The 24,257-nt window shown below is 71.9% G+C and carries 22 protein-coding genes and 1 pseudogene; 6 read left to right on the forward strand and 17 right to left on the reverse strand.

Features of this window, described 5'->3' with window-relative positions; all coding sequences use genetic code 11:
- Positions 1–98: 98 nt before the first annotated feature.
- The 11 genes from pstB to mshD form a co-directional block, all read right to left on the reverse strand.
- The gene (gene pstB, locus ACFYOP_RS05540; RefSeq protein ID WP_356898663.1) at positions 99–875 is read right to left on the reverse strand and encodes a phosphate ABC transporter ATP-binding protein PstB; all 777 of its coding nucleotides are present in this window, start codon (positions 873–875) and stop codon (positions 99–101) included.
- A 7-nt stretch (positions 876–882) separates the two neighbouring features.
- Positions 883–1,956, reverse strand: a complete 1,074-nt coding sequence (gene pstA / locus ACFYOP_RS05545) for a phosphate ABC transporter permease PstA (RefSeq protein ID WP_356898664.1) — start codon at positions 1,954–1,956, stop codon at positions 883–885.
- Complete coding sequence (gene pstC / locus ACFYOP_RS05550) at positions 1,953–2,948, reverse strand: phosphate ABC transporter permease subunit PstC (protein ID WP_388450911.1); 996 nt, start codon at positions 2,946–2,948, stop codon at positions 1,953–1,955. Before pstC ends, pstA begins: the two co-directional genes overlap by 4 nt.
- A 90-nt stretch (positions 2,949–3,038) precedes the next feature.
- Positions 3,039–4,169 carry a phosphate ABC transporter substrate-binding protein PstS gene (pstS, locus tag ACFYOP_RS05555; protein ID WP_356898665.1) on the reverse strand — a complete coding sequence of 377 codons (1,131 nt, stop codon included), beginning with the start codon at positions 4,167–4,169 and terminating at the stop codon, positions 3,039–3,041.
- 254 nt (positions 4,170–4,423) lie between these two features.
- Positions 4,424–4,843 (reverse strand): NUDIX hydrolase, encoded by a 420-nt coding sequence (locus tag ACFYOP_RS05560; protein WP_356898666.1) that lies wholly within the window; start codon positions 4,841–4,843, stop codon positions 4,424–4,426.
- Positions 4,840–6,165: a CHAD domain-containing protein gene (locus ACFYOP_RS05565; protein WP_356898667.1), complete on the reverse strand. Its 1,326-nt coding sequence runs from the start codon at positions 6,163–6,165 to the stop codon at positions 4,840–4,842. Before ACFYOP_RS05565 ends, ACFYOP_RS05560 begins: the two co-directional genes overlap by 4 nt.
- Complete coding sequence (locus ACFYOP_RS05570; RefSeq protein ID WP_356898668.1) at positions 6,152–8,383, reverse strand: RNA degradosome polyphosphate kinase; 2,232 nt, start codon at positions 8,381–8,383, stop codon at positions 6,152–6,154. Before ACFYOP_RS05570 ends, ACFYOP_RS05565 begins: the two co-directional genes overlap by 14 nt.
- Before the next feature lie 225 nt (positions 8,384–8,608).
- Complete coding sequence (locus ACFYOP_RS05575; protein ID WP_356898669.1) at positions 8,609–9,550, reverse strand: ABC transporter permease; 942 nt, start codon at positions 9,548–9,550, stop codon at positions 8,609–8,611.
- Positions 9,547–10,443, reverse strand: coding sequence for an ABC transporter ATP-binding protein (locus ACFYOP_RS05580; RefSeq protein WP_356898670.1), 897 nt, complete (start codon positions 10,441–10,443; stop codon positions 9,547–9,549). The genes ACFYOP_RS05575 and ACFYOP_RS05580 overlap by 4 nt, the downstream gene beginning before the upstream one ends.
- Entirely contained in the window at positions 10,440–10,838 is a 399-nt protein-coding gene (locus ACFYOP_RS05585; protein WP_356898671.1) for a GntR family transcriptional regulator, read from the reverse strand. The genes ACFYOP_RS05580 and ACFYOP_RS05585 overlap by 4 nt, the downstream gene beginning before the upstream one ends.
- Before the next feature lie 97 nt (positions 10,839–10,935).
- Positions 10,936–11,859, reverse strand: a complete 924-nt coding sequence (mshD, locus tag ACFYOP_RS05590) for a mycothiol synthase (RefSeq protein WP_356898672.1) — start codon at positions 11,857–11,859, stop codon at positions 10,936–10,938.
- Between the two features lie 254 nt (positions 11,860–12,113).
- Here mshD and ACFYOP_RS05595 point away from each other — a divergent pair, with 254 nt between their 5' ends.
- Positions 12,114–13,928 carry a bifunctional metallophosphatase/5'-nucleotidase gene (locus ACFYOP_RS05595; protein ID WP_356898673.1) on the forward strand — a complete coding sequence of 605 codons (1,815 nt, stop codon included), beginning with the start codon at positions 12,114–12,116 and terminating at the stop codon, positions 13,926–13,928.
- 199 nt (positions 13,929–14,127) lie between these two features.
- Positions 14,128–15,000 (forward strand): phosphatidylinositol-specific phospholipase C, encoded by an 873-nt coding sequence (locus ACFYOP_RS05600; RefSeq protein WP_356898674.1) that lies wholly within the window; start codon positions 14,128–14,130, stop codon positions 14,998–15,000.
- An 8-nt stretch (positions 15,001–15,008) separates the two neighbouring features.
- Here ACFYOP_RS05600 and ACFYOP_RS05605 read toward each other — a convergent pair whose 3' ends face one another.
- From ACFYOP_RS05605 to ACFYOP_RS05630, 6 genes are all read right to left on the reverse strand, one after another.
- On the reverse strand, positions 15,009–15,455 hold the full coding sequence (locus tag ACFYOP_RS05605; protein ID WP_356898675.1) for a hypothetical protein: 447 nt from the start codon (positions 15,453–15,455) through the stop codon (positions 15,009–15,011).
- Between the two features lie 36 nt (positions 15,456–15,491).
- Positions 15,492–16,961 carry a HAMP domain-containing sensor histidine kinase gene (locus ACFYOP_RS05610; protein WP_356898676.1) on the reverse strand — a complete coding sequence of 490 codons (1,470 nt, stop codon included), beginning with the start codon at positions 16,959–16,961 and terminating at the stop codon, positions 15,492–15,494.
- A gap of 4 nt (positions 16,962–16,965) precedes the next feature.
- Entirely contained in the window at positions 16,966–17,688 is a 723-nt protein-coding gene (locus ACFYOP_RS05615; protein ID WP_356898677.1) for a response regulator transcription factor, read from the reverse strand.
- Between the two features lie 20 nt (positions 17,689–17,708).
- Positions 17,709–18,656: a S1C family serine protease gene (locus ACFYOP_RS05620; RefSeq protein ID WP_388450916.1), complete on the reverse strand. Its 948-nt coding sequence runs from the start codon at positions 18,654–18,656 to the stop codon at positions 17,709–17,711.
- Between the two features lie 329 nt (positions 18,657–18,985).
- Complete coding sequence (locus tag ACFYOP_RS05625; protein WP_356898678.1) at positions 18,986–20,017, reverse strand: LacI family DNA-binding transcriptional regulator; 1,032 nt, start codon at positions 20,015–20,017, stop codon at positions 18,986–18,988.
- Positions 20,018–20,040: 23 nt separating this feature from the next.
- Positions 20,041–20,820: a response regulator transcription factor gene (locus ACFYOP_RS05630; protein WP_356898679.1), complete on the reverse strand. Its 780-nt coding sequence runs from the start codon at positions 20,818–20,820 to the stop codon at positions 20,041–20,043.
- Positions 20,821–21,061: 241 nt separating this feature from the next.
- Between ACFYOP_RS05630 and ACFYOP_RS05635 the strand changes: the two are divergent.
- From ACFYOP_RS05635 to ACFYOP_RS05650, 4 genes and pseudogenes are all read left to right on the forward strand, one after another.
- Positions 21,062–21,841: pseudogene (locus tag ACFYOP_RS05635) on the forward strand (alpha/beta hydrolase).
- A gap of 45 nt (positions 21,842–21,886) precedes the next feature.
- Complete coding sequence (locus ACFYOP_RS05640) at positions 21,887–22,141, forward strand: MoaD/ThiS family protein (protein WP_356898680.1); 255 nt, start codon at positions 21,887–21,889, stop codon at positions 22,139–22,141.
- Positions 22,142–22,151: 10 nt separating this feature from the next.
- Positions 22,152–23,384 carry a hypothetical protein gene (locus ACFYOP_RS05645; protein WP_356898681.1) on the forward strand — a complete coding sequence of 411 codons (1,233 nt, stop codon included), beginning with the start codon at positions 22,152–22,154 and terminating at the stop codon, positions 23,382–23,384.
- A 140-nt stretch (positions 23,385–23,524) separates the two neighbouring features.
- Positions 23,525–24,217, forward strand: coding sequence for a DUF2993 domain-containing protein (locus ACFYOP_RS05650; RefSeq protein ID WP_356898682.1), 693 nt, complete (start codon positions 23,525–23,527; stop codon positions 24,215–24,217).
- Positions 24,218–24,257: the final 40 nt, after the last annotated feature.

A 24,257-nucleotide genomic window follows, 5' to 3' on the forward strand; every position in this document is an offset into this window, starting at 1 on the left:
GGGGGACCGGGCCGGAAAAGGAGTGGGCCCGCCCCTTGGGAGAGGGGCGGGCCCGTCGTCTTGCGGGTGGCACCGCCATGCAGCACCCGCAGACGTGTTTATCCGAAGCGGCCCGAGATGTAGTCCTCGGTCGCCTGGACGGACGGGTTGGCGAAGATCCGCTCGGTGTCGTCGATCTCGATGAGCTTGCCGGGCTGGCCGACCGCCGAGAGGTTGAAGAAGGCCGTGCGGTCGGAGACGCGCGCCGCCTGCTGCATGTTGTGCGTCACGATGACGATCGTGAAGCGCTCCTTCAGCTCGCCGATCAGGTCCTCGATCGCGAGCGTCGAGATCGGGTCGAGCGCCGAGCAGGGCTCGTCCATCAGCAGCACGTCGGGCTCGACCGCGATCGCGCGGGCGATGCACAGGCGCTGCTGCTGGCCGCCGGAGAGGCCGGAGCCGGGCTTGTTGAGGCGGTCCTTGACCTCGTTCCAGAGGTTCGCGCCCTTGAGGGAGCGCTCGACGACGTCCGCGAGCTCGTTCTTCTTGTACGAGCCGTTCAGCCGCAGGCCCGCCGCGACGTTGTCGAAGATCGACATGGTCGGGAAGGGGTTCGGGCGCTGGAAGACCATGCCGACGGTGCGGCGCACGGCGACCGGGTCGACGTGGGAGCCGTACAGGTCCTCGTCGTCCAGCATGACTTTGCCCTCGACCCGGCCGCCGGGGGTGACCTCGTGCATGCGGTTGAGGGTGCGCAGGAAGGTGGACTTGCCGCAGCCGGACGGGCCGATGAAGGCCGTCACGGAGCGGGGCTCGACGGTCATGGAGATGTCGTCGATCGCCTTGTGGGAGCCGTAGTAGGCGGTCAGGCCCGATACATCGATTCGCTTGGCCATGGTGGATCTACTTTCCGGTCTTCGGGGCCTTCCAGCGGGCGATGCCGCGGGCCACCAGGTTGAGGAGCATGACGAAGACGATCAGAACCAGCGCGGCGCCCCAGGCGCGCGCGATCGAGGCGTCCGTGCCGACCGCGTACTGCTCGTACACGTAGAGCGGCAGGGAGGACTGGGCGCCTTCGAAGGGGTTCGGGTTGATCAGCCTCGTGCCGAAAACGAGGAGCAGTACCGGGGCGGTCTCACCGGTGACTCGCGCGACGGCGAGCATCACACCGGTGGTGATGCCACCGATCGCGGTGGGCAGGACCACCTTCAGGATGGTCCGCCACTTCGGTACGCCCAGGGCGAGGGAGGCCTCGCGCAGCTCGTTCGGGACCAGCTTCAGCATTTCCTCGGTGGAGCGGACGACCACCGGCATCATCAGGATGGCGAGGGCGAGTCCGCCGGCGAAGCCGGAGGGGCCGAAGCCCAGCATCAGGTTCCACGTGGCGAGGACGAACAGGCCCGCCACGATCGAGGGGATGCCGGTCATGACGTCGACGAAGAAGGTGACGGCCTTGGCGAGCTTGCCGCTTCCGTACTCGACCAGGTAGACCGCGGTGAGCAGGCCGATCGGGGCGGCGATCACCGCGGCGATGAGGACCTGCTCGACGGTGCCGAGCAGCGCGTGGTAGATGCCGCCGCCGGGCTGGGCGTCGAGGACGCCGTTCATGGAGTGGCCGAGGAAGTAGCCGTCGACGACTTCGAGGCCCTCGCCGACGGTGACCCACGCCAGCGAGAACAGCGGCACGATGGCCAGGACGAAGCTCACCCAGACGAGGCTGGTGGCGACCCGGTCCTTGGCCTGGCGCGAGTTCTCGACCTTGGTGGTGATCCCGTAGGTGGCGAGGACGAAGACCAGGGCGGCGATCATGCCCCACTGGACGCGGCTGTGCCAGCCGGCGGCCAGGCCGATGCCGCAGCCCGCGGCGATCGAGCCGGCGGCGATGGCGGCCGGGGCCCAGCGCGGGAGGCGCGCGTGGGACAGGGAGCCGGTGCGCACGGGGGTCACCGCGGGCGCGTCCTTGACGAGCTGGCTCATGCGTTGGCCCCCGAGTACTCCTTGCGGCGAGCGATGATCAGGCGGGCAGCGCCGTTGACCAGCAGGGTGATCACGAACAGCACGAGGCCGGAGGCGATCAGTGCGTCACGGCCGAACTTGTCCGCCTCGTTGAACTTGGCGGCGATGTTCTGCGCGAACGTGCCGCCGCCCGGGTCCAGCAGGTGCCCGGAGATGATGAAGCTGGGCGACAGGACGACGGCGACGGCCATCGTCTCGCCGAGGGCGCGGCCCAGGCCCAGCATGGAGGCGCTGATGATGCCGGAGCGGCCGAAGGGCAGCACCGACATGCGGATGACCTCCCAGCGGGTGGCGCCGAGCGCCAGGGCGGCCTCTTCGTGCATCTTCGGCACCTGGAGGAAGACCTCACGGGTGACGTTGGTGATGATCGGCAGGATCATGATCGCGAGCAGGATGCCCACGGTGAACAGATTGCGGGCGGCGCCCTCACCCGACTTCTCGAAGATGTACGTCCAGCCGAGGTACTCGTCGAGCCAGCGGTTCAGGCCGTCGAGGTAGGGCACCAGGAAGAGGGCGCCCCAGAGGCCGTAGATGATGCTGGGCACGGCGGCGAGCAGGTCGACGACGTAGGCGAGCGGGGAGGCGAGCTTCCGCGGCGCGTAGTGCGAGATGAACAGCGCGATGCCGATGGCGACCGGCACGGCGATGAGCATCGCGATGACGGAGCTGACGATCGTGCCGAAGGCGAGGACGGCGATGCCGAAGACCGGCGGGTCGCCGGCCGGGTTCCACTCCGAGGCGGTGAGGAAGTTGGCCTCGTCCTTCGAGATGGCTGTCCCGGCGCGGTACGCGAGGAATCCCGCGATCGAGGCCATGATCACCAGAAGGGTGATGCCGGCTCCCCGGGACATGCCCAGGAATATGCGGTCACCGGGGCGCGGCTTGCCGCGCATGGAGCGCTCTGCGGCCTGCGCACGCGGCGCTGGGGGCGGTGTGGCGGTTGCTGTATCCATCGGGGTCTCCGGTCTGCGGAGCCGTCAGGCTCCAGGCGGCGGTGCACCGGATGCCGGGGCCGGTCCGTGCGGACCGGCCCCGGCCGGACATCAGGACAGGGTGGGGACGATCTCGCGGACCTTGGCCGCGATCTCGGCGGGCAGCGGCGCGTAGCCGGCGTCCGTGAGGACCTTCTGGCCCTCGTCGCTCGCGGTGTAGTCGAGGAACGCCTTCAGGGTCGGCAGGGTCTCCGCCTTGTTGCCCTTGTCGCAGGCGATCTCGTACGTCACGAGGATGATCGGGTAGGCGCCCTCGGCCTTGGTCTTGTAGTCGAGGGACAGCGCCAGGTCCTTGCCGGTGCCCTTGATCTTGGCGGCGGCGATGGCCTTGGAGGCGTTCTCGCTGGTCGCCCCGACCGGAGCGGCGGCGCCGGTGTCGAGCTTGACGGTGGAGATCGACTGCGAGGTCGCGTACGACAGCTCGAAGTAGCCGATGGAGCCCTGGGTCTGCTTCACCTGGGCGGCGACACCGGAGGAGCCGTTGGCGGCCTGGCCACCGGGGGCCAGCCACGACTTCGACTTCGGGTCGTGCTTCCAGTCGGCCGGGGCGGCCTCACTGAGGTACTTGTGCAGGTTCTGCGTCGTACCCGACTCGTCCGAGCGGTGGAAGGCCTGGATGCCGGAGTCCGGCAGCTTCGCCTCGGGGTTGAGCTTGGCGATCGCCGGGTCGTTCCACTTCTTGATCTTCGAGTCGAAGATCTTCGCGATCGTGGTGGAGTCGAGGACGAGGTCGTCCACGCCCTCCAGGTTGTAGCCGATCGCGACGGGGCCGCCGACCATCGGCAGGTTGATGCCCTGGCCGCCCTTGCAGATCTTCTTGGACTCCTCGACCTCTTCCGGCTTCAGCGCGGAGTCGGAGCCGGCGAAGGTGACACGGCCCTGGGTGAACTGGGTGATGCCGCCGCCGGAGCCGATGGCCTGGTAGTTGACCTCGACGCCGGAGCACGCCGCCTGGAAGTTCTTGACCCAGAGGTCCATGGCGTTCTTCTGAGCGCTCGAGCCGGCCGCGAGGAGCTGGCCCTTCGCGTCGTCGCACTTGACGTTCGACGCGGCGTTGCTCTTCGCGCCCTCGGGGGTGGTCGTGTTGTCGTCCGAACCACACGCCGTGAGGACCAGGGCGCCGGAGATCGCGAGGGCGCCGAGCGCGGTGGCGCGAAGCCCGTTCTTGCGCTGAAGCTTCACTTTCTGGTGTTCCTTCCAGTTGCCGCCGTCGGTGGCGGCGTGCGTCGGGGTGGGGGACCGGCACCGTGCCGGTCACCGTCTAAGGCCGAAATTAGGCAGATGAGATGAAGCGGCCGACGGGGGAGGGTGAACAGAAGGTGAACCGTGACCGGCGACCCGGTGCTCCACGGGTCGTCGCCCGTTTGGAGCTATGGTCCTGGGATTCAGGGAGGTGTCAATCGGGCATGGAGGGACATTCGGCACACTCCGGAGAGTCATGAGGTGTGCAGTGCCTGCAACAGAGCGTCGACCAGCTCACGGTCACGGGGCTGGGTGAGCCGCTCGCGCGCCGCGGCCGGGGGGAGCCAGACGATGCGGTCGACCTCCTCGCCCGCGGCGAAGGAACCGGTGGTGGTCTCCGCGGCCCAGTAGGTGACGTGCTTGGGGCGGCCCTGGGCCCAGTACTCGGCGGTGGGCAGCCGGGCGCCGGGTACGCAGCGGTGGCCGGTTTCCTCCAGCACCTCGCGCAGCGCGGCGGCGAGCGTGTCCTCGCCGCGCTTCAGTTTGCCCTTGGGGTGGGACCAGTCGTCGTACTTCGGCCGGTGCACCAGGCAGATCTCGAGACCGCCGGGCCCTCGCGGGGAGCGGCGCCAGAGCACGCATCCCGCGGCGAACACGGTGTCGTCGCCGGTCATGGCGCGGTGACCGCCGCGGTGGCGTGCGCCGTGGCGTGGCGCCACTCCTGCTGGAAGGCGAACCGGGCCGCCTCGACCTCGTGCCGCTGGTCGGCGTGGAGGACGCCCAGCGCGTACGCCGTGGCCGGAGCGATACGGGGAGTACGGGCCGCCGCGGCCGCCGCGGCGGCCGCTTCCGCCGCGTCGCGGTGCCGGTCCAGCAGGAGGCCCGCGTGGCACAGGACCGGGTCCCCGCCCGGGCGCAGCACCTCCTGGGCGTAGCGGTGCAGCCGCAGCAGACTGCGGACCTCGTGCCAGGGCGCGTCCTGCGCCTCACCGGGGGAGGCGGTGGCGAGGCCGCTGGACAGCGCCTCGGCGTTGTACGGGTGGGCCGCCCTGCTCAGCGGCAGTTCGGCGACCGCCGCCAGCAGCCGCCGCTCGGCGTCCTGAGCGGGCAGCGCGAGCGTTTCCGCGGCGGGTCCGGCGGCCGCGGGGCCGAGCGGGAGCTCGGAGGCCAGTAAGGCGACGGCGTCCGCGACCGCGTGGAAGCGGGAGGAACCGAGCGCCTGGAGCGCGGCGGAGTGGGCGCGGGTCCGGGCCAGCGTGAGCCGGCGCTCCAGCAGCGCCCCGGCCCGCGCGGCGCCGACGGCCAGCGCGCCACCGGGTGTCTTCGCGCCGGCGCGCCCGGGGGCGGCGGCCGTGGCGGGCGGGCCCGCGTCGCCCGGCCGGGCGGCCGTGAGGCCCGCAGCAGGGCTCGCGCCGGCGCGAGAGGCGCCGGACGGCGCGCCCGCGTGGGCCCCGCCCGCACCCGCGGCGGATGCCGCGGCCGCCGCCGTGGAGCCCGTGCCGGCTGAAGAGCCGGCCTCGGCGGCCGAAGCGCCGACTGCCGTGGAGCCCGCACACGCCGTGGAGCCGGCGTCCGTACCCGCACCCGCCCGTTCCGGCAGCGGAAGCGTCTCGCCGCGGGCGTGGGGGAGCGGTGACGTGCCCGAGAGGCGGGACAGGGCGTCCAGCAGGCGGGACAGGCGGGACATGCAGGCGTGTTCCTGGGCCAGCGTCGTCGACAGCCACACCAGCTCGGTGCGCAGGCCGTCCGCCCACGCCGGGTTCAGCAGCGGGCGGAAGGTGTGCAGCGTCCCGCCGATGCGGCGGGACGCGATCCGCAGCGCGCGGGCCGACTCCGCGACCGCCGCCGTCTCCGCGCCGCTCTCGCCGTGCCGGCGCAGGCTGCGCAGGAAGTCGGCGGCCTGGGCGTGGAGGTAGTGGGCCACCGCCTCACCCGCCGTCCCGGCGAAGGCGCCGTCCGGGTCGATGTCCGGCCGGGGAAGTTCAGGGCTGTGCACGCCGGCGCCTCCGGGCGTCTATGAGCGTCTCCTGTACGTTCCGCAGCGGCTGGCCGTCGGAGTCCGCCGCGTGCCTGGTCCACGCGCCGTCCGGGCCGAGATGCCAGGATGAGGTGGTGTCGGACATGCCGGTCTCCAGCAGCCTGGTGAGAGCCGCGCGGTGGCCCGGGTCGGTGACCCGTACCAGTGCCTCGATCCGGCGATCGAGGTTCCTGTGCATCATGTCGGCGCTGCCGAACCACACCTCGGGTTCGCCGCCGTTGCCGAAGGCGAAGACCCGGGAGTGCTCCAGGAAGCGGCCGAGGACCGAGCGGACCCGGACGTTCTCCGAGAGTCCGGCCACGCCGGGACGTATCGCGCAGATGCCGCGGACCCAGATGTCGATCGGGACGCCCGCCATCGCCGCGCGGTAGCAGGCGTCGATGATCGCCTCGTCCACCATCGAGTTGACCTTGATGCGGACGTACGCGGGGCGGCCGGCCTTGTGGTGGACGATCTCCTTGTTTATCCGGGAGATCAGCCCGTCCCGCAGCGACTTGGGGGCGACCAGCAGCCGCCGGTACGTCTCGCGGCGCGAGTAGCCGGACAGCCGGTTGAACAGGTCCGAGAGGTCCGCGCCGACCTGCGGGTCCGCGGTGAGCAGCCCCAGGTCCTCGTAGAGCCGGGCGGTCTTCGGGTGGTAGTTGCCGGTGCCGACGTGCGAGTAGCGCCGCAGCGTCTCGCCCTCCTGGCGGACGACGAGCGACAGCTTGCAGTGGGTCTTCAGTCCGACGAGCCCGTAGACGACGTGGCAGCCGGACTCCTCCAGCTTGCGCGCCCACTTGATGTTGGCCTGCTCGTCGAAGCGGGCCTTGATCTCGACGAGGACGAGGACCTGCTTGCCCGACTCGGCCGCGTCGATCAGGGCGTCGACTATCGGGGAGTCGCCGGAGGTCCGGTACAGCGTCTGCTTGATCGCGAGGACGTCCGGGTCGGCCGCGGCCTGCTCCAGGAAGGCCTGGACGGACGTCGAGAAGGAGTCGTACGGGTGGTGCAGCAGCACGTCCCGTTCGCGCAGCGCCATGAAGATGTCGGGCGCGGACGCGGACTCGACCTCGGACAGGTCGCGGTGGGTGCCGGCGACGTACTTGGGGAACTTCAGCTCCGGCCGGTCCAGCGCCGAGATGCCGAACAGGCCGGTCAGGTCCAGCGGCCCGGGCAGCGGGTACACCTCGGCGTCGGACACCTTCAGCTCGCGCACCAGCAGGTCGAGCACGTACGGGTCGATCGACTCCTCGACCTCCAGGCGCACCGGCGGGCCGAACCGGCGCCGCATGAGCTCCTTCTCCAGCGCCTTGAGGAGGTTCTCCGCGTCGTCCTCCTCGACCTCCAGGTCCTCGTTCCGGGTCACCCGGAACATGTGGTGGGCGAGCACCTCCATGCCGGGGAACAGCTCTTCGAGGTGCGCCGCGATGACGTCCTCCAGCGGTACGTACCGCTGGGGCGACGCCTCCAGGAAGCGGGAGAGCAGCGGCGGGACCTTGACCCGGGCGAAGTGGCGGTGGCCGCTGACCGGGTTGCGCACGACGACCGCGAGGTTGAGCGAGAGCCCCGAGATGTACGGGAAGGGGTGCGCCGGGTCCACGGCCAGCGGGGTCAGGACCGGGAAGATCTGCTGGCGGAAGAGCGTGAAGAGGCGGGCCTGCTCCTTCTCGGTGAGGTCGGGCCAGCGGATGAGGTGGACGCCCTCGTCGGCCAGGGCCGGGGAGACGTCCTGCTGGAAGCAGGCGGCGTGCCGGGCCATGAGCTCACGGGAACGGGTCCAGATCAGGTCGAGCACCTCGCGCGGCTGCAGACCGGATGCCGAGCGGGTGGCGACGCCGGTCGCGATCCGGCGCTTCAGTCCGGCGACGCGGACCATGAAGAACTCGTCCAGGTTGGACGCGAAGATCGCGAGGAAATTGGCCCGCTCGAGCAGCGGCGTGGCCGGGTCCTCCGCGAGTTCGAGGACCCGCTCGTTGAACGCGAGCCAGCTGCGCTCACGGTCCAGGAACCGTCCCTGGGGCAGCTCGGAGCCGTACGCGGACCCGGGGTCCTCCTCGTAGGAGTCGAGATCCGAGTCGAGATCGGGTTCGAGATCGGAGACCGTGGCGGCGACGGCGTGCGGCCGGTGCGCGGCTATGGACGCGACGGACGGCTGGGGGTGTTGGACCGGGACCTCGGCGGGCTGCTGGCTCATGGCCCCATTGTTCCGCGCGTGCGGCGTCACCGGCGCGTCGGAAAGGGCCGGGGCGAGAGGTTTTCTGCCGTTCGGTGAGGCTGGCACAGCAGGCTGCATTGAGCGAGGGTCGCAAGGGTGTCTGAATACGCGGTAACAAGGACATGACGTGGGGGGAAGCGTGGAGAGGCCCCCGGAAGTCGTCCCGGGGGCCTGTTCCTGCCATTCCCGGCGGGTCGGACCCGGTCAGGCGTGGCGGCGGCGGAAGATCCGGAACGCCGCGCAGGCCACCGCGCCGGCGAGGGCGAGGACGACGCCGCTCTCGACGAGCTGGAGCGGCCAGAGGTGCGAGTCGGGATGGTAGTCCCAGTAGCGGCCGACCACGTCGTGCCGGGCGAGGCATGTCTCGTACTCGTACGCCGGACCGGAGCACGTGGTGGGGGGAAGACGCTCCCCGGCGGAGGTCAGCAGGCCCTCGTCGGTCACGTATCTGTCCCACCAGCCCTCGTGCCGCAGGCCCCGCTGCTCGACGGTGACGGGCGGCCACAGACTGCCCGACAACCAGGTCATGACGAGCATGACCGCCCCTGTCACCAGGCCCGCGGAGGACATCGCGGCCATGGTGCGGCGCACCAGCAGGCCGACGAGAGCGCCGACGGCGACCGCGAGCAGACAGTGGGCGACCAGTGTCGGCCCGAGGGCGAGGAACACCTGCCGCTCGTGCCAGCTCAGCCGGTAGTCGCTCGCCGTCGGGCCCCACAGGACCCGGAAGAGCACGACGACGCCTGCGCCGGCGAGGGCCACGGCCGCCGCGGGCACCGCGGTCTTCGCGGCGAACCACCGGGCGGGCGGCACCGACTGCGACCAGACCAGCTTGTACGTTCCGCTCTCCAGCTCCCGGGCGATCACCGGCCCCGCGACGACGGCCGCGACGAGCAGCGGCAGCAGCGGGGCGGCCCTGGCGAAGAAGTCGGCGACGGCGGAGAGCCCGCCGTGGAAGGCGAACCGTGTGAAGAGGCCGGTGTCCGCGCTGTACGCCGTCGCCTCGTACGCGACCCGCAGTCCGCCTGTCACGAGCGTCGCGACGGCCAGCAGCACGACCATGGTGGTCAGGATCCGGCGGTGCTGCCGGACGACGACCCAGGTGACGCCGCGCAGCCGCGGACGGGTGGTGGCCGGCGCGCTCATGCCGCCACCTCCGTCGCGGGGTCCGCGCTCGGTGTGAGCAGGGCCGGGGCGTCGGGGCTGCGCAGATGGGCCATGAGCAGTTCCTCCAGGGACGGCTGCGCGGCTCGCCAGTCGTCGCCGACCGCGCCGGACCCCCGTACCAGCGCGGTCAGCTGACGGCCCGTCGTGCGTGACTCGACGACCGTGCCGCCGGGCAGGTCGCCGGCCGGTCCGGTGAGCAGGGTGTGGGCCAGGAGCAGGTCCTCCGTCTCGCCGGCGAGGCGGACGCGGCCGCCGTCGAGGAGGAGCAGGTAGTCGCAGGTGGTCTCCAGCTCGGACAGGATGTGCGAGGAGATGACGATGGTCGTGCCGTGGTCGGCGGCCTGTGTCATCAGCGCGGCCATCAGCCGGTGCCGGGCCAGAGGGTCCAGGTCGGCCATCGGCTCGTCCAGCAGCATCAGTTCGGGGCGCTTGCCGAGCGCGAGGGCGAGGGCGACGCGGGTGCGCTGCCCGCCGGAGAGGCTTCGGACCCGCGCGTCGCCGTCGAGGCCGCCGCCCTCCGCGACGATGCTTTCGGCGAGGGCCGCGTCCCAGCGGCCGGGGTTGAGCTCCTGGCCGAGCCGCAGCGTCTCGGAGACCGTCAACTGCGGGTAGAGCGGCTTGTCCTGGGCGACGTACGCGATGCCTGCGCGTACGTCGGAGGGCGCGCCGCCGAGGACGCGCAGCGTGCCGTCGGTGGGCCGGAGCAGGCCCGCCGCGAGGGCGAGCAGCGTCGATTTGCCGGCGCCGTTGGGTCCGGCGAGGGCGCAGACGCGCCCGGCCGGGACCCGGAACGAGCAGTCGTGCAGGGCCCGGCGGCCCCGTCTCCCGTAGCTTCGGCCGAGGCCCCTGGCCTCGATCGCGGTCGCGGTCATGCGCCGTCCCCCTTGGTGTCGTCCTGTGGGCGCTCCTCCAGCACGGAGGTGAGGAGCGCGGTGATGTCGTCCCGCTCCAGGCCGGCTTCGCGCGCCCGGGCCACCCAGTCGGCGAGTTCGGCCCGCAGCGGGGTGTCGGCGGCCTGGCCGCCGAGGGTGCCGGTCACGAAGGTGCCGAGGCCGCGGCGGGCCTCGACGAGGCCCGCGCGTTCCAGCTCGCGGTACGCCTTGAGCACGGTGTTCGGGTTGATGGCGGTGGCCTCGACGACCTCGCGGGCCGTCGGCAGCCGGTCGCCGGGCTCCAGCAGACCGAGCCGCAGAGCCTGTTCGGTCTGCTGCACGATCTGGAGGTATGTGGCGACTCCGCTGCGCCGGTCGATCCGGAACTCGACCATGCCGCTGCACCACCCTTTCACTAGTTGAGTAGTGGAAGCATGTTCCAAGAGAGGGGCGGTGTCAACGGACACCGCCCCTCTCGGGTCTGTCGGGGACTCAGGACTCCGTGCGGTACATCAGGTCCACCTCGTGCGTCACGAACCCCATCTGCTCGTACACGCGCAGGGCCGCCAGGTTGTCGGCGTCCACGTAGAGCATGGCGGTGGGCAGCCCCTGTGCCGCGAGATGGCGCAGGCCGGTCGCCGTGAGGGCCTTGCCGAGGCCGCCGCCCTGGGCGTCGGGCCGGATGCCGACGACGTACACCTCGCCGAGCTGCTCCTCCGCGTGCACCTTCGTCCAGTGGAACCCGATGATCTCGCCGTCCCGCTCGGCCAGGAAGAAGCCCTTCGGGTCGAACCACGGCTCGGACTTGCGGTCGTCCAGGTCCCGCTGGGTGAGGGAGCCCTGCTCGGGGTGGTGGGCGAAGGCGGCGGCGTTCACCGCGAGCCAGGCGGCGTCGTCCCGGCCGGGGACGAAGGTGCGCACGGTGACGCCGGGCGGGTAGACCGGCTCGGCGACGCCCTGCGGGCTCAAGGGGCGGCGCAGCTGCCGCAGTTCGCGGAAGAGGGTCAGCCCGAGGACCTGGGCCATGTGCCGGGCGGCCGACTTGCCGCCGTGCGCCCACATCCGCAGCCGCTTGCCGGAGGCGTCCAGGACCGTCGTGCCCAGCGCCCGGCCGTGTCCGCGTCCGCGGTGGCCCGGGTGCACGACGAGTTCGGCGGCGGGGGCCTCGACGGGGTCGGTGTCCTCCAGCTGGGCGTAGCCGACGAGCTGGTCGCCGACGGTGAGGAGGAAGTGCCGTACGCCCTCGCGGCGCCCGCCGCGCAGCTGGAGCCGCCCCTGCTCGGAGACGGCCTGCATCCCGTCGGACCGCGCGGCCTCCGCGAGCACGTCCAGCACGGCGTCGGCCTGCCCGGTGGTGAGTTCGTCGAGGGGCTGGATCTGCCGGCCGGGCTCCGGAATCACTGCGTCGATCGTCATGCTTCGAGGGTACGGCGGAGCCGCCGCCGCTCACCGGTTTCTCCGGGTACGCGGTCACATCGTCGTCGGCAACGATGGGCGTTCATGTGACGGTATGACCGTCGTGTGGTGATCGGCGGCAAATCACCCGTTGGCGGAGGACGGCAACCAGGTCGTAACCCATATCCCCCTGTCGCGCTACGCGCGTTGACTCTAGGCTGCCGCTCGCGGGGGCTGCCCCGCCCTCACCGACGCCGGAACTGACAAGGGGACAGATGTCAGCGACACCTCCCAACCACCGCGCGCCCCGACGGGGCCGCCGGGTTCTCGCGGCCGCCGCCGGGCTCGCGACCCTCGGCGCGCTCGTCGCCGCCCTGCCGGCCGGTGCGGCCGCCGGCGACCGTACCGGCCCCGGGCACGGCCGTACCGTCGATGTGCAGCTGCTCTCGTTCAACGACCTGCACGGCAATCTGGAGCCGCCGGCCGGTTCCGCCGGCAACGTCTCCGAGATCCAGCCCGACGGCACGGTCCGGTCGATCCCGGCCGGCGGCGTCGAGTACCTGGCGACCTCGCTGCGCGAGGCGCGCAACGGCAGCCCGTACTCCGTCACCGCCGCGGCCGGCGACATGGTGGGCGCGAGCCCGCTGCTGTCCGGGCTCTTCCACGACGAGCCGACGATCGAGGCGCTGAACAAGCTCGACCTCGACGTGGCGGGCGTGGGCAACCACGAGTTCGACGAGGGCGCGGTCGAGCTGGCCCGTCTGCAGAACGGCGGCTGCCATCCGGAGGACGGCTGCTACGAGGAGGGCAAGGAGTTCGAGGGCGCGGACTTCCCCTACCTGGCGGCCAACGTCACCAAGGAGTCGACGGGCAGGCCGATCCTGAAGCCGTACACCGTCTGGAAGAAGAACGGCGTCAAGATCGGCTTCATCGGTGTGACCCTCGAGGGCACCGCCGACATCGTCAGCGCGGGCGGCATCAAGGGCCTCGCCTTCCACGACGAGGTCGAGACGATCAACAAGTACGCCCGTGAGCTCGACCGCCAGGGCGTGAAGTCGATCGTCGCGCTCATCCACGAGGGCGGTTCGCCGGCGTCGTCGGCGTACAACTACGACTGCGACTCGCCGGGTGCGGGCGACGGCATCTCCGGCCCGATCGCGGAGATCGCCAAGAACGTCACCCCCCGGGTCGACGCGCTGGTCACCGGCCACACCCACCAGGCGTACGTGTGCACCATCCCGGACCCGTCCGGCAAGCCGCGCATGGTCACCTCGGCGTCCTCGTACGGCAAGCTCTACACGGACACCACGCTCACCTACGACCGCCGCACCAAGGACATCGTCCGCACGTCGGTGCAGTCGGCCAACCACGTCGTCCGCCGGGACCAGCCCAAGGCGCAGGACATGACCGACCTGATCGCGCGCTGGAACGAGCTGGCCGAGCCGATCGCGAACCGTCCGCAGGGCTTCATCGCCGCGGACATCAACGGCCGCGGCGCCACCACCCCGGAGAAGCCGCTCGGCGACCTGATCGCGGACGCCCAGCTCGCGGGCCTCGCCCCGGCCGACAAGGGCGGTGCGCAGCTGGCGCTGATGAACCCGGGCGGCATCCGCTCGGACCTGGTCTACCGGGCGTCGGGCAGCGAGGGCGACGGTGTGGTGACCTACGGCGAGGCCTACACGGTCCAGCCGTTCACCAACATGATGAACGTCGTGGACCTGACCGGTGCTCAGCTGATCACCGCGCTCCAGCAGCAGGTCAGCGGCGCGAACGAGGCGTCGCCGAAGATCCTTCAGGTGTCCGAGGGCTTCACCTACACCCTGGACCTGACGAAGACCGGCGCCGACCGGATCGTCGTGGACTCGGTGAAGCTGAACGGCGAGGCGATCGACCCGTCGAAGAGCTACCGCGTCGCGATGAACGAGTTCCTCGCGGGCGGCGGTGACGGCTTCTCGGTCCTGAAGGAGCACACCAACAAGCTGGTGGGCGCTTCCGACCTGGACGTCTTCAACGCCTACCTGGCGGCCAACTCCTCGGCCCAGGCGCCGATCGCGCCGCCGAAGGCCGACCGGATCACGGTCGTGCAGTAGGCATCGTGCGGTAGGAATCGTGCGGTAGGACGTGCGGTTCGGGCGGGGCGGTGGGCCGGTGGCCCGCCGCCCCGTCGGCGTTCGCGTCCGTGTTCCCGTCGGCGTCCCCGGGGGTGGTTTTCGGCCGGTCCAGACCTTGGGGAGCGTTCGGCGTCCGGGCTCTGGCGCTCATTGTCGTGCTCGCGTCATACTCCGCGCCATGGACCGACGGAGATTCCTCGTGGGCGCTGCGGCCCTGTCCGCCACCGCCCTCATCGGCGCCCCCCACGCCGCCGCCGCACCGCGCCGGGTCCTGTCCGCACAGGACTGGATGGCCGGCGCGGCCGACTCGACCCCCCTGCAACGGCTGACGATCCCCGGCACCCACGACTCGGGCGCCCGCTTCGGTGGGCTGTGGAGCGAGTGCCAGAACACCACCATCGCGGAGCAGCTCGACAGCGGCATCCGCTTCCTCGACATCCGGTGCCGGGTCACCGGCGGCTCGTTCGCCATCCACCACGGCCCGTCGTACCAGAACATGATGTTCGGCGACGTCCTCGTCGCCTGTTGGAACTTCCTCGCCGCGCACCCGTCGGAGACGGTGCTGATGCGCGTCAAGCAGGAGTACTCGCAGGACGGCGACGCCACCTTCCGCGCGGTCTTCGACGACTACCTCGACGCCCGCGGCTGGCGTCCGCTCTTCCGGATCGGCCCCGGCATCCCGGCGCTGGGCGAGGCGCGCGGGCGAGTGGTGCTCCTCGGCGACAACGGCGGTCTGCCGGGCGTCCGTTACGGGGACGGCGCGCTGTTCGACATCCAGGACGACTGGAACGCGCCGCCCTGGGACAAGTACCCCAGGATCGAGGCGCATTTCCGCAGGGCGGTGCAGCAGCCGGGCAAGCTGTTCGTCAACTACGTGAGTACGTCCGCGTATCTGCCGCCGCGCTGGAACTCCGACGATCTCAACCCGCGCGTCCACGCGTTCCTCGACGGCCCGGAGGCGCGCGGCTGGCGCCGCCTCGGCATCGTCGCGACGGACTTCCCGAACACCCGGGCCGGGCTGGTCGATTCACTCGTCCGGCACAACGGCTGAGGGGAGGATCAGAGATCGGCGCAGAGGTCGCGGGCCTTGGTGAGGTCCTTCATCACCTCGGCGTTGAACTCGATGTCCCGCTGATGGCGGTCCGCAGCACGCCGGAGGGCGTCCGCGAGCGGCTTGTACGAGGAGTCGCCCGCGGCCGCCGCGGTGGACAGCGTCACGGCGCCGTGCCACCGGTTGAGCGCGACCAGCCCCTCGTTCCCCTCTGCCAGGTACTTCGACTCGTCGAAGCCGGCCAGCGCGTCGCACGCGCCCCGGGCGTCGGCGGCGGCGTCGCCCCCGCCCGACGTGCCGCCGGTCAGCGCCCAGGCCGCACCCACGCCCGCACCCCCGGCCAGCAGTCCGACGAGCAGAGCGGTCACCAGCGGGCCTCTGCCGCGGGCCGGCGCGGTGGGCGGCGCGGGCGGAGGCGGCGGGGCGGGGGGCTGGTACGGCTGCTGAGGCTGCATGTACACGACCGTAGCGGGCGGGCCGGGCGGTGCGCCTCAGGGGGCTCCGTCAAGGACGGGCCCATCAGGGAGGGACGGTGGCGGGCTCGACGCGCCCGGCAGCCGGATCGTAACCCGGGTGCCGCCGCCCTCCGCGGGCGTCAGCACGGCTTCGCCGCCGGCCTCCCGGACCGTACGGGCCACGATCGACAGCCCGAGTCCCGAACCGGGCAGCGACCGGGCGGACGGTGAGCGCCAGAACCGCTCGAAGACATGGGGCAGTTCCTCCGGCGGGATGCCGGGCCCGTGGTCCCGCACCCACAGCTCGCCCGCCCGCAGGCCCACCTCGACCCCGCCGCCGGGCGGCGAGAACTTCACCGCGTTGTCCAGGACGTTCACCAGCGCCCGCTCCAGCGCGGAGTGGTCGGCCCGGACGTACCACGGCTCCAGCGCGGCCGTGAACGTCAGTTCGGGTCCGCGCAGCCGCGCGCGGTCCAGAGCCGTCCGCGCGATCTCGTGCAGCGCCACGACCTGCACCCGGCCGCTCGCTCCGACGTCCGGCCGGGACAGCTCCTGCAGATCACCGATGAGCGCGGCCAGTTCGGTCATCTGCGCCGTGACCGAGTCCAGCAGGGCCCGCCGGTCGTCCGCCGGGATCGCCCGGCCGGTCTCCTCACTGCGGGCGAGCAGCTCGATGTTCGTGCGCAACGACGTCAGCGGGGTGCGCAGCTCGTGGCCCGCGTCCGCGATCAGCTGCTTCTGCAGGTCGCGCGACGAGGCGAGCGCGGCGGTCATCGCGTTGAACGACCGGGACAGCCGGGCGATCTCGTCCTCCCCGTCGACGGGGATGCGCACGCTCAGGTCCTCGGTGCGGGCGACGTGCTCGACGGCGCCGGTCAGCCGGTCGACGGGCCGCAGTCCGGTGCGTGCCACGGCCAGCCCGGCGATCCCCGCACCCACCACGCCGACGCCCGACACGGCGAGCAGCAGCAGGGCCAGGTCGTTCAGGGTGCGTTCGGTGTCGGCGAGCGGCACGCCGATCATCAGGGCGGTGTCCCGGACGACCGCGTTTCCCGTGTCCACGGACGCGGCGACGGTCAGCACGCGTACGGGCCGCCCCCCGGTGTCCGTGCCGTCGCGGTAGCTCAGGATCTCCGGATCCGCCTGCCGTGCGACCTGCTGGTCGCTCTCCTCGACCTCGACCGTGCCGACGGAGTCCACGGGGAAGACGCAGGGCCGGTCGTCGGCGGTCCGCACCAGCTGGAAGTAGTAGTCGCGCGGCGGGGCGAACTGGTCCTGCGGCGCGGCCGTCCGCGGGCAGCTGCGCAGCGTGGCCGCCACGGCCACGGCCCGCAGGTCCAGGGTCTCGCTCCGGGTGAGCAGCTTGTCGTCCACGGCGTCGTACAACTTGTCGTGCACCACGAACCAGCACACCGTCGAGACGGCCGCGACCGCGATCGTCACCGCCGTCGCCACCAGCAGCGCCAGCCGGGACCGCAGGGGCAGCGCGCGGAACCTGTTCGTCACGAGGTCACTCCGGGCCGGTCCGCAGGGCGTACCCCACGCCGCGCACCGTGTGGACCAGACGCGGCTCGCCGGCCGCCTCCGTCTTGCGCCGCAGGTACATGACGTACACGTCCAGGGAGTTGGAGCTCGGCTCGAAGTCGAAACCCCAGACGGACTTGAGGATCTGCTCGCGCGTGAGCACCTGGCGCGGATGAGCGAGGAAGAGCTCCAGCAGCGTGAACTCGGTACGGGTCAGCTCCACCCGGCGCGTACCGCGGGTGACCTCGCGGGTCGCGAGGTCCATCCGCAGGTCGGCGAAGGCCAGCACCTGGTCCTCCGCGGTCTCCGCGCCGGCCGCCGCGGCCGCGTAGGAGCTGCGGCGCAGCAGGGCGCGGATACGGGCGAACAGCTCGTCCAGCTCGAACGGCTTGACCAGGTAGTCGTCGGCGCCGGCGTCGAGACCGGTGACCCGGTCGCCGACGGTGTCGCGGGCCGTGAGCATCAGGATCGGCACGGTCGATCCCGCGGCCCGCATCCGGCGGGCCGCGGTCAGTCCGTCCATGCGGGGCATCTGGATGTCGAGGACGATCAGGTCGGGCGCGTACGCCTCCGCCCGGGCGAGCGCGTCGACGCCGTCGACGGCGACCTGGGTGTCGTACCCCTCGAACGCGAGGGAACGCCGCAGCGCCTCGCGCACGGCGGGCTCGTCGTCGACGATCAGGATGCGCTCGCGCTCGCCTTCAGTCATGGGCCAAGCCTCGCACGCGCTCAATTGCCGATGGTGCCGCTTGTGTCGCCGGCGCGGAGGCTGTCCAGGTCGGCCTTGACCGTGTTCACCGGGATCGCGAAGCCGAGACCGACACTGCCGGCGGTGGAGCCGGTGGCGGCGCTCGGGGAGTACATGGCGGAGTTGATGCCGATGATCTGCCCGTTCATGTCGATCAGGGCGCCGCCGGAGTTGCCCGGGTTGAGGGAGGCGTCGGTCTGGATCGCCTTGTACGTGGTCGTCGACTCGCCGGTGTCCCCGTTGAACTCCTGCCCGCCGTACTCGAAGGGCCAGCCCTGACGCGGGTCCTGCTGCCGTTCCTCGTCCTTGGCCACGGTGACGTCGCGGTCGAGGGCGGAGACGATGCCGCTGGTCACCGTGCCGGTGAGGCCCTCGGGCGAACCGATCGCGACGACCTCGTCGCCGACCTCGACCTTGCTCGAGTCACCGAGCGTGGCGGCCTTCAGCCCGGACGCGTTCCGCAGCTTGATCAGGGCGAGGTCCTTGGCGGGGTCCGTGCCGAGGACGTCCGCCTCGTACGTCTTGCCGTCGTTGAGCCGGACCTTGACGGCGGAGGCGCCGGAGATGACGTGATTGTTGGTGACGATCTCACCGTCCGACGTGATGATCACGCCGGAGCCGGTGGACCGGCCGGTGTTCGAGGCGGCGCTGATCTCGACGATGCTGGGCGAGACGGCCTGGGCGACGCCGGCGACGGTGCCCTTGCTGCTCTGCGACACGTTGGTGCCGGTCGCGACGGAGCCGTGGCTGCTGCTGCCGGTGTCGCCGGCCAGCTCACCGACCAGCGCGGAGGCGCCACCGCCGATGGCCGCGGAGACGATCGCGACGGCGGCGATGAGAGCGACGGGGCGCTTGGCCTTGGCGCGGTGAGGGGTCGCGGCGGCGGGTGTGGGCGGGTAGTGGGGCGGGGGCGGGTAGTGGGTGCTCATGTGACGACTGTCGGGGGCTTGGATGAGAACGGTCTGAGGGGGCGCTGAGAAGTCCGGCAGAACCGTGTATGTCCGATGTAAGCGCTGCGGGTGGATGCCGCCCGCGGCGGGCTTGTCCCCTCCCCTCCCCGCCCCTTCCCGAACCGGGCTCCGCCCGGACCCGCGCCTCAATCGCCGGCGGGGCTGATTTCGCGGAGCGGAATCCAGCCCGCCCGGCGATTGAGCGCACGGCCGAAGGCCGTACGGGGGTCCGGGGCCTGCCCCGGTTCGGGAAGGGGCGGGGAGGGGGAACAGCCCCGCGCAGCGGCCCGCACCCGCCCGCGCTTCCGTTACGGCTGCGTGCCGCAGCCGCAGGAGCGGCGGATGACCAGGCCCGACGGAAAGAGCTTCACGCGTTCGCGACGCGAGCCCGCCACCCGGAGCCCGTCGTCCAGGACGAGGTCGACCGCCGCGCGCGCCATCGCCGGCCGGTCGGAGGAGATCGTCGTCAGCGGCGGATCCGTCAGCGCCGCTTCCTTGACGTCGTCGAAGCCGGCCACCGCCAGCTCCCCCGGCACGTCTATCCGCAGCTCCCGCGCCGCCCGCAGCACACCGAAGGCCTGGTCGTCCGTCGAGCAGAAGATCGCCGGCGGCCGGTCCGGACCGGCCAGCAGCTTCAGCGCGAGCTGGTACGCGTCGTACCGGTTGTACGGGGCCTGGAAGAGCCGGCCCTCGACCGACCTGCCGGACTCGAGCATCGCCCGCCGCCAGCCCTCGACGTGGTCGGCCACCGGGTCGCCGACCGACGGGGTGGACTCGACGCCGCCGAGGCAGGCGACGTACGCGTGTCCGTGCTCCAGCAGATGGCGGGTGGCGAGCTGCGCGCCGCCGATGTCGTCCGTCACGACCGCGACGTCGTCGATCGCCTCGGGGCGCTCGTGCAGCAGCACGATCCGCGCGTCCCACGCCTCGATCTCCGCCGCGGCCCGCTCGCTCATGCCCTGGCTGACCAGGATCAGTCCGGAGACCCGCATGCCGAGGAAGGCCCGCAGATAGTGGACCTCGCGCTCGTCGCGGTAGTCGGAGTTGCCGACGAGGACCATTTTCCCGCGCTCGGCCGCCGCCTGTTCGACCGCGTGCGCCATTTCCGCGAAGAACGGCTGCCGGGCGTCGGGCACGATCATGCCTATGAGGTCGGTGCGCCGGGACGCCATCGCCTGGGCGACCCGGTCGGGCCGGTACCCCAGCTCTTTGATCGCTGCGAGTACCCGCTCGCGCGTGGCCGGGGCGACCGGCCGGGGTCCGTTGTTGATGACGTAGCTGACGACCGCGGTCGAAGTCCCCGCCAGTCTCGCCACATCGTCCCGCGTCACCTTGGCCACGCGCGAAGTCTACGCGTGGTGACCTACCTCTGGGCAGGGCGTACGGCCGCTTCCTCCACGTCGGCGGCGTCATCCGTACGGGCTACGGTCTCCGCCGCCTTCGCCTTGGCATCTTCGGCCGCACGTTCGACCTTTTCGGGGGCGACGAAGCGGTAGCCGACGTTCCGGACGGTGCCGATCAGCGACTCGTGCTCCGGGCCGAGTTTGGCGCGCAGCCGTCGCACATGGACGTCGACCGTGCGCGTGCCGCCGAAGTAGTCGTAGCCCCACACCTCCTGGAGCAGCTGCGCCCGGGTGAAGACCCGGCCGGGGTGCTGCGCGAGGTATTTGAGCAGTTCGAATTCCTTGAAGGTCAGGTCCAGGACCCGGCCCTTGAGTTTCGCGCTGTACGTCGCCTCGTCGACCGAGAGGTCGCCGTTGCGGATCTCCATCGGGGAGTCGTCGGAAGTGATCTGCCGGCGGCCCGTCGCGAGGCGCAGCCGCGCCTCGACCTCTGCGGGCCCCGCCGTGTCGAGCAGCACGTCGTCGATGCCCCAGTCCGCGGTGACGGCCGCGAGGCCGCCCTCCGTGACGACGAGGATCAGCGGGCTGCCGAGCCCGGTGGACCGCAGCAGCTGGCACAGGGATCGCACCTGCGGCAGATCGCGGCGGCCGTCGACGAGGATCACGTCGGCGCCCGGGGTGTCCACGAGGGCGGGCCCCTCGGCGGGGGCCACCCGTACGTTGTGCAGGAGCAGTCCGAGGGCGGGGAGCACCTCCGTCGACGGCTGAAGTGCGTTCGTGAGGAGCAGCAGAGAGCTCATCGCCTCTCACCTGCCCTGTTCGTCCTGCGTTCGGTGGATCGGCCTGGCTCGTCGGATCGCTCGTCCATGACGTCGGTTCCTCCTCGGTCCCTGCGAGGACGTGCACTGCTTCGTACGGCGGCTCTCTCGCGCCCGAGAGCCTTTGTGAGGCTTTGTTCACCAGCCTGTAACAACGGCCGGAAAACACAAAAGGACCCGGGGGCTGCATTGCCCGGATCCTCTGCCCAGCAGAATAACCCACATGAGTTCGGTGGGAGAGGGCCGTTTTCACACTGTGGACGTATCAAGGATCACTTCCGGACCTCGGCGCGCAACTCCGACGACATCGGACGGGGTCCGGACCGAGGCGCTCCACGAGCCGTCGACGGCAGGCCCGGCGGACACCGCGATCGTCGTCGCGCACGGTTTCACCGGCTCGGTGGACCGGCCCGCGGTGCGCCGCGCAGCACGGACCCTCAGGGGTACGCCGGGGTCGTGACCTTCTCGTTCCGTGGACACGGCCGTTGGGCCCCGTGTCGCAGGCCAAGGGGCGGGCGGTCGACCGTGGGCGACCGGGAGGTGCTGGATCTGGCGGCGGCCGTCGAGTGGGCGCGCTCCCTCGGGCACCGGCGGGTGGTGACGGTCGGCTTCTGGGGGCGCCTCCCACGCCGAAGGCTGGAGGGGGGCGGCTCGGTCGCGCTGCGGCACGCGGCGCTCCACGGCTCACAGAAGCACGAGGGGCGCACTGAGGCGCGCACGGACGCAGTCGCCGCGGTGAGCGCCCCCGCCCGCTGGTACTACCGCGGTACCGCGCCGATGCGGCGACTCCACTGGGTGGTCACCGCTGATCACGCCGGCGCCGCTGCTGATCGTGCACGGTGACAGCGATCCGTACTTCCCGCTCGACCACCCGCGGATGCCGGCAGCCGAGGCCGGTGAGGCGGCGGCCGAGCTGTGGCTGGAGCCGGGCATGGGGCACGCGGAGAACGCGGCGGGCGAGAAGTCGCTGCGCCGTCCGGGGGACTGGCTCACCGCCCGATAGACCATCATGGTGAGCGGCGCGCACACGAACGAGAGGAGTGCCGCTATGGCAGCGGGAACCATCCGCTATTGGGCCGCGGCCAAGGCGGCGGCCGGTGTCGCGGAGGAGCCGTACGCGGCGGGCACGCTCGCGGAGGCGCTCGACGCGGTACGCGAGCGGCATCCGGGGGAGCTGACGCGCGTACTGCAGCGGTGTTCCTTCCTCGTCGACGGTGACCCTGTCGGTGCCCGGAGCCATGAGACCGTACGGCTTGCCGAGGGCGGCACGGTCGAGGTGCTTCCGCCGTTCGCAGGAGGGTGAACAGCACAGCATGAGCAGCGATCAGCAGTACCCGTACGGGCAGTCGCCGTACCCGCCGCCCTACGAGGACCCGTACGGGCAGCAGCCGCTGCACCCCGCCGACGAGGCGCCGCAGACCTGGCAGGGCGAGACCTGGGACACCCAGTACCAGCCGACTGTGGTGCGACCGGAGCACCCCGCGCCGGGCGCCCCGGCACCGGGCGCGACCGGTACGGCGTACGGGCAAGCCCCGGCCGGCCCGGCGCACGGGCAGGTGTACGGGCAGCCCGGGGCCGACCCCGCGTACGGGCACGGCGTGCCTGTTGTGAGCGGCGCGGCGCAGTCCGTGCCCTCCGGTCCCGCCGTCGACGAGACCGCGTATCTGCGGCCCGTCACGGCGGGGCGGCCGCTGCCGCCGGAGGCGGCTCCCGCCCAGGCGGACCCCGCCGGTGCGGCGCCCGCGCCCGCCGACGGCTACAGCCCGCCCACGGTCGGCGGCAACGCCCGGATCACCGACGCACAGCGCGCCCGTGCCGAGGGGCGCTCGCCGATCATCGCGCCGGGCATGCAGCCCGCCGGGCTGACCGCCGCGCTGGCGCTGCTGCTCGCCGGCGGTGCGGCCCTCGGGCCGTACGCGCTGCTGGTGCCGCTGGTGCTGCTCCAGGCCGTCACGGCGGCGGGCTGGTTCCGCCTCAACGGCATGTGGCCCGCCCGCCAGGGCATCGCCCTCGCCTTCCTCGGCGGTCTCGCCGCCGACGCCGCGCTGCTCGCCTCGGGCGACGGGAACGCGCCCGCCGCGATCATCGGCGCGCTCGGGGTGTGGGTGCTGCTCACGCTCGTCCTCCAGCTGCGCAGCCGCGCGGGGGCCGACGAGCGGATGCAGGGGCTGATGGCGACTGTCGCCTCCGCGGCCTTCGCCATCCTCGCGACCGGTCATCTCGCCGCGGCGGACGACGCGGTGGTCGTCGGCGCGATCGCCGTCGCCGTGGCCACCCTCGCCCGTGCGCTGCCGCTGGGCGGCGCGGTCTCGGTCGTGCTGTCCCTGCTGGCCGCGGCCGGTGCGGGCGTGGTGGCCGGCGCGCTCACCGGTACGGGCGCCGACGGCGCCCTGCTGGGCTTCGCCGCCGGTGGCTGCGCGTTGATCGGTCTGCGCGTCGCGAGCTACGACTACCCCTCCCGCTTCGTCCACATGACGGCGGGCGTGGCGCTTCCGCTGACGGTGGCGGCTCCCGCGGTGTATCTGATCGGCCGCGCGCTCGCGTAGCGGCGGGCGCATGGCCGGCTGCCCGGCGGGCAGGTTCGGAACCATCGGCGTCCGCCGGACGTCGATCAATGCGCAGGTGTCGTCCGGACTGGTTCATGCGACGGACGTCCGTGGTCAGACAGGTGGGGGACACCGAACACATGCGTGCACTGCGAATACTGATCGTCATCGCCGTCGTTCTCGGTGGTCTCTTCGTCGTGGCCGACCGGATCGCGGTCAATGTGGCCGAGTCCCAGGCCGCGGACCGGATCAAGGTCCAGGAGGGGACGGCCGAGTCGACGGACGTGTCCGTCAAGGGCTTCCCGTTCCTGACGCAGGCACTGGCCAAGGAGTTCGACGAGGTCGAGATCAAGCTCACCGGCATCGAGACCAGGGCGGCGGGCCGGCCGGTACGGATCGAGGAGATGACCGCGGACCTGTTCGACGTCCGGGTGGACGAGGGGTATTCGACCGCGACCGCCGCGCGGGCCGAGGGCACCGCCCGGATCACCTACCAGGATCTGACGAAGGCCGCCGACGACGATGTCACCGTCGCCTACGGCGGGAACGGCAAGGTGAAGGTGACCGGTTCGGTCACGCTGCCGCTCTTCGGGAAGATCACCCGCAGTGTCGTCTCGACCGTGAGCATCGTCGACGGGGACACGATCAGGGTGCGCGCCGACAAGGTGCCGGGCGAGGGGATTCCCGGGCTCGAGGGCGAGATCCGCAAGAAGACGGACTTCGACCGGAAGCTGGGCGGGCTACCGGCGGGCCTGACCCTGGAGAAGGTCGAGGCCACGCCCGAGGGCGTCGTCATCACGGTCACCGGCAAGGACGTCTCGCTGGCGGGCTGAACCGGCCCGGCGAGCCCCTCCGAGCCCCGTAGCGCTCCCG

The organism is Streptomyces sp. NPDC006294, assembly GCF_042870895.1.
In the GTDB taxonomy this organism is placed as follows: Bacteria; Actinomycetota; Actinomycetes; order Streptomycetales; family Streptomycetaceae; genus Streptomyces.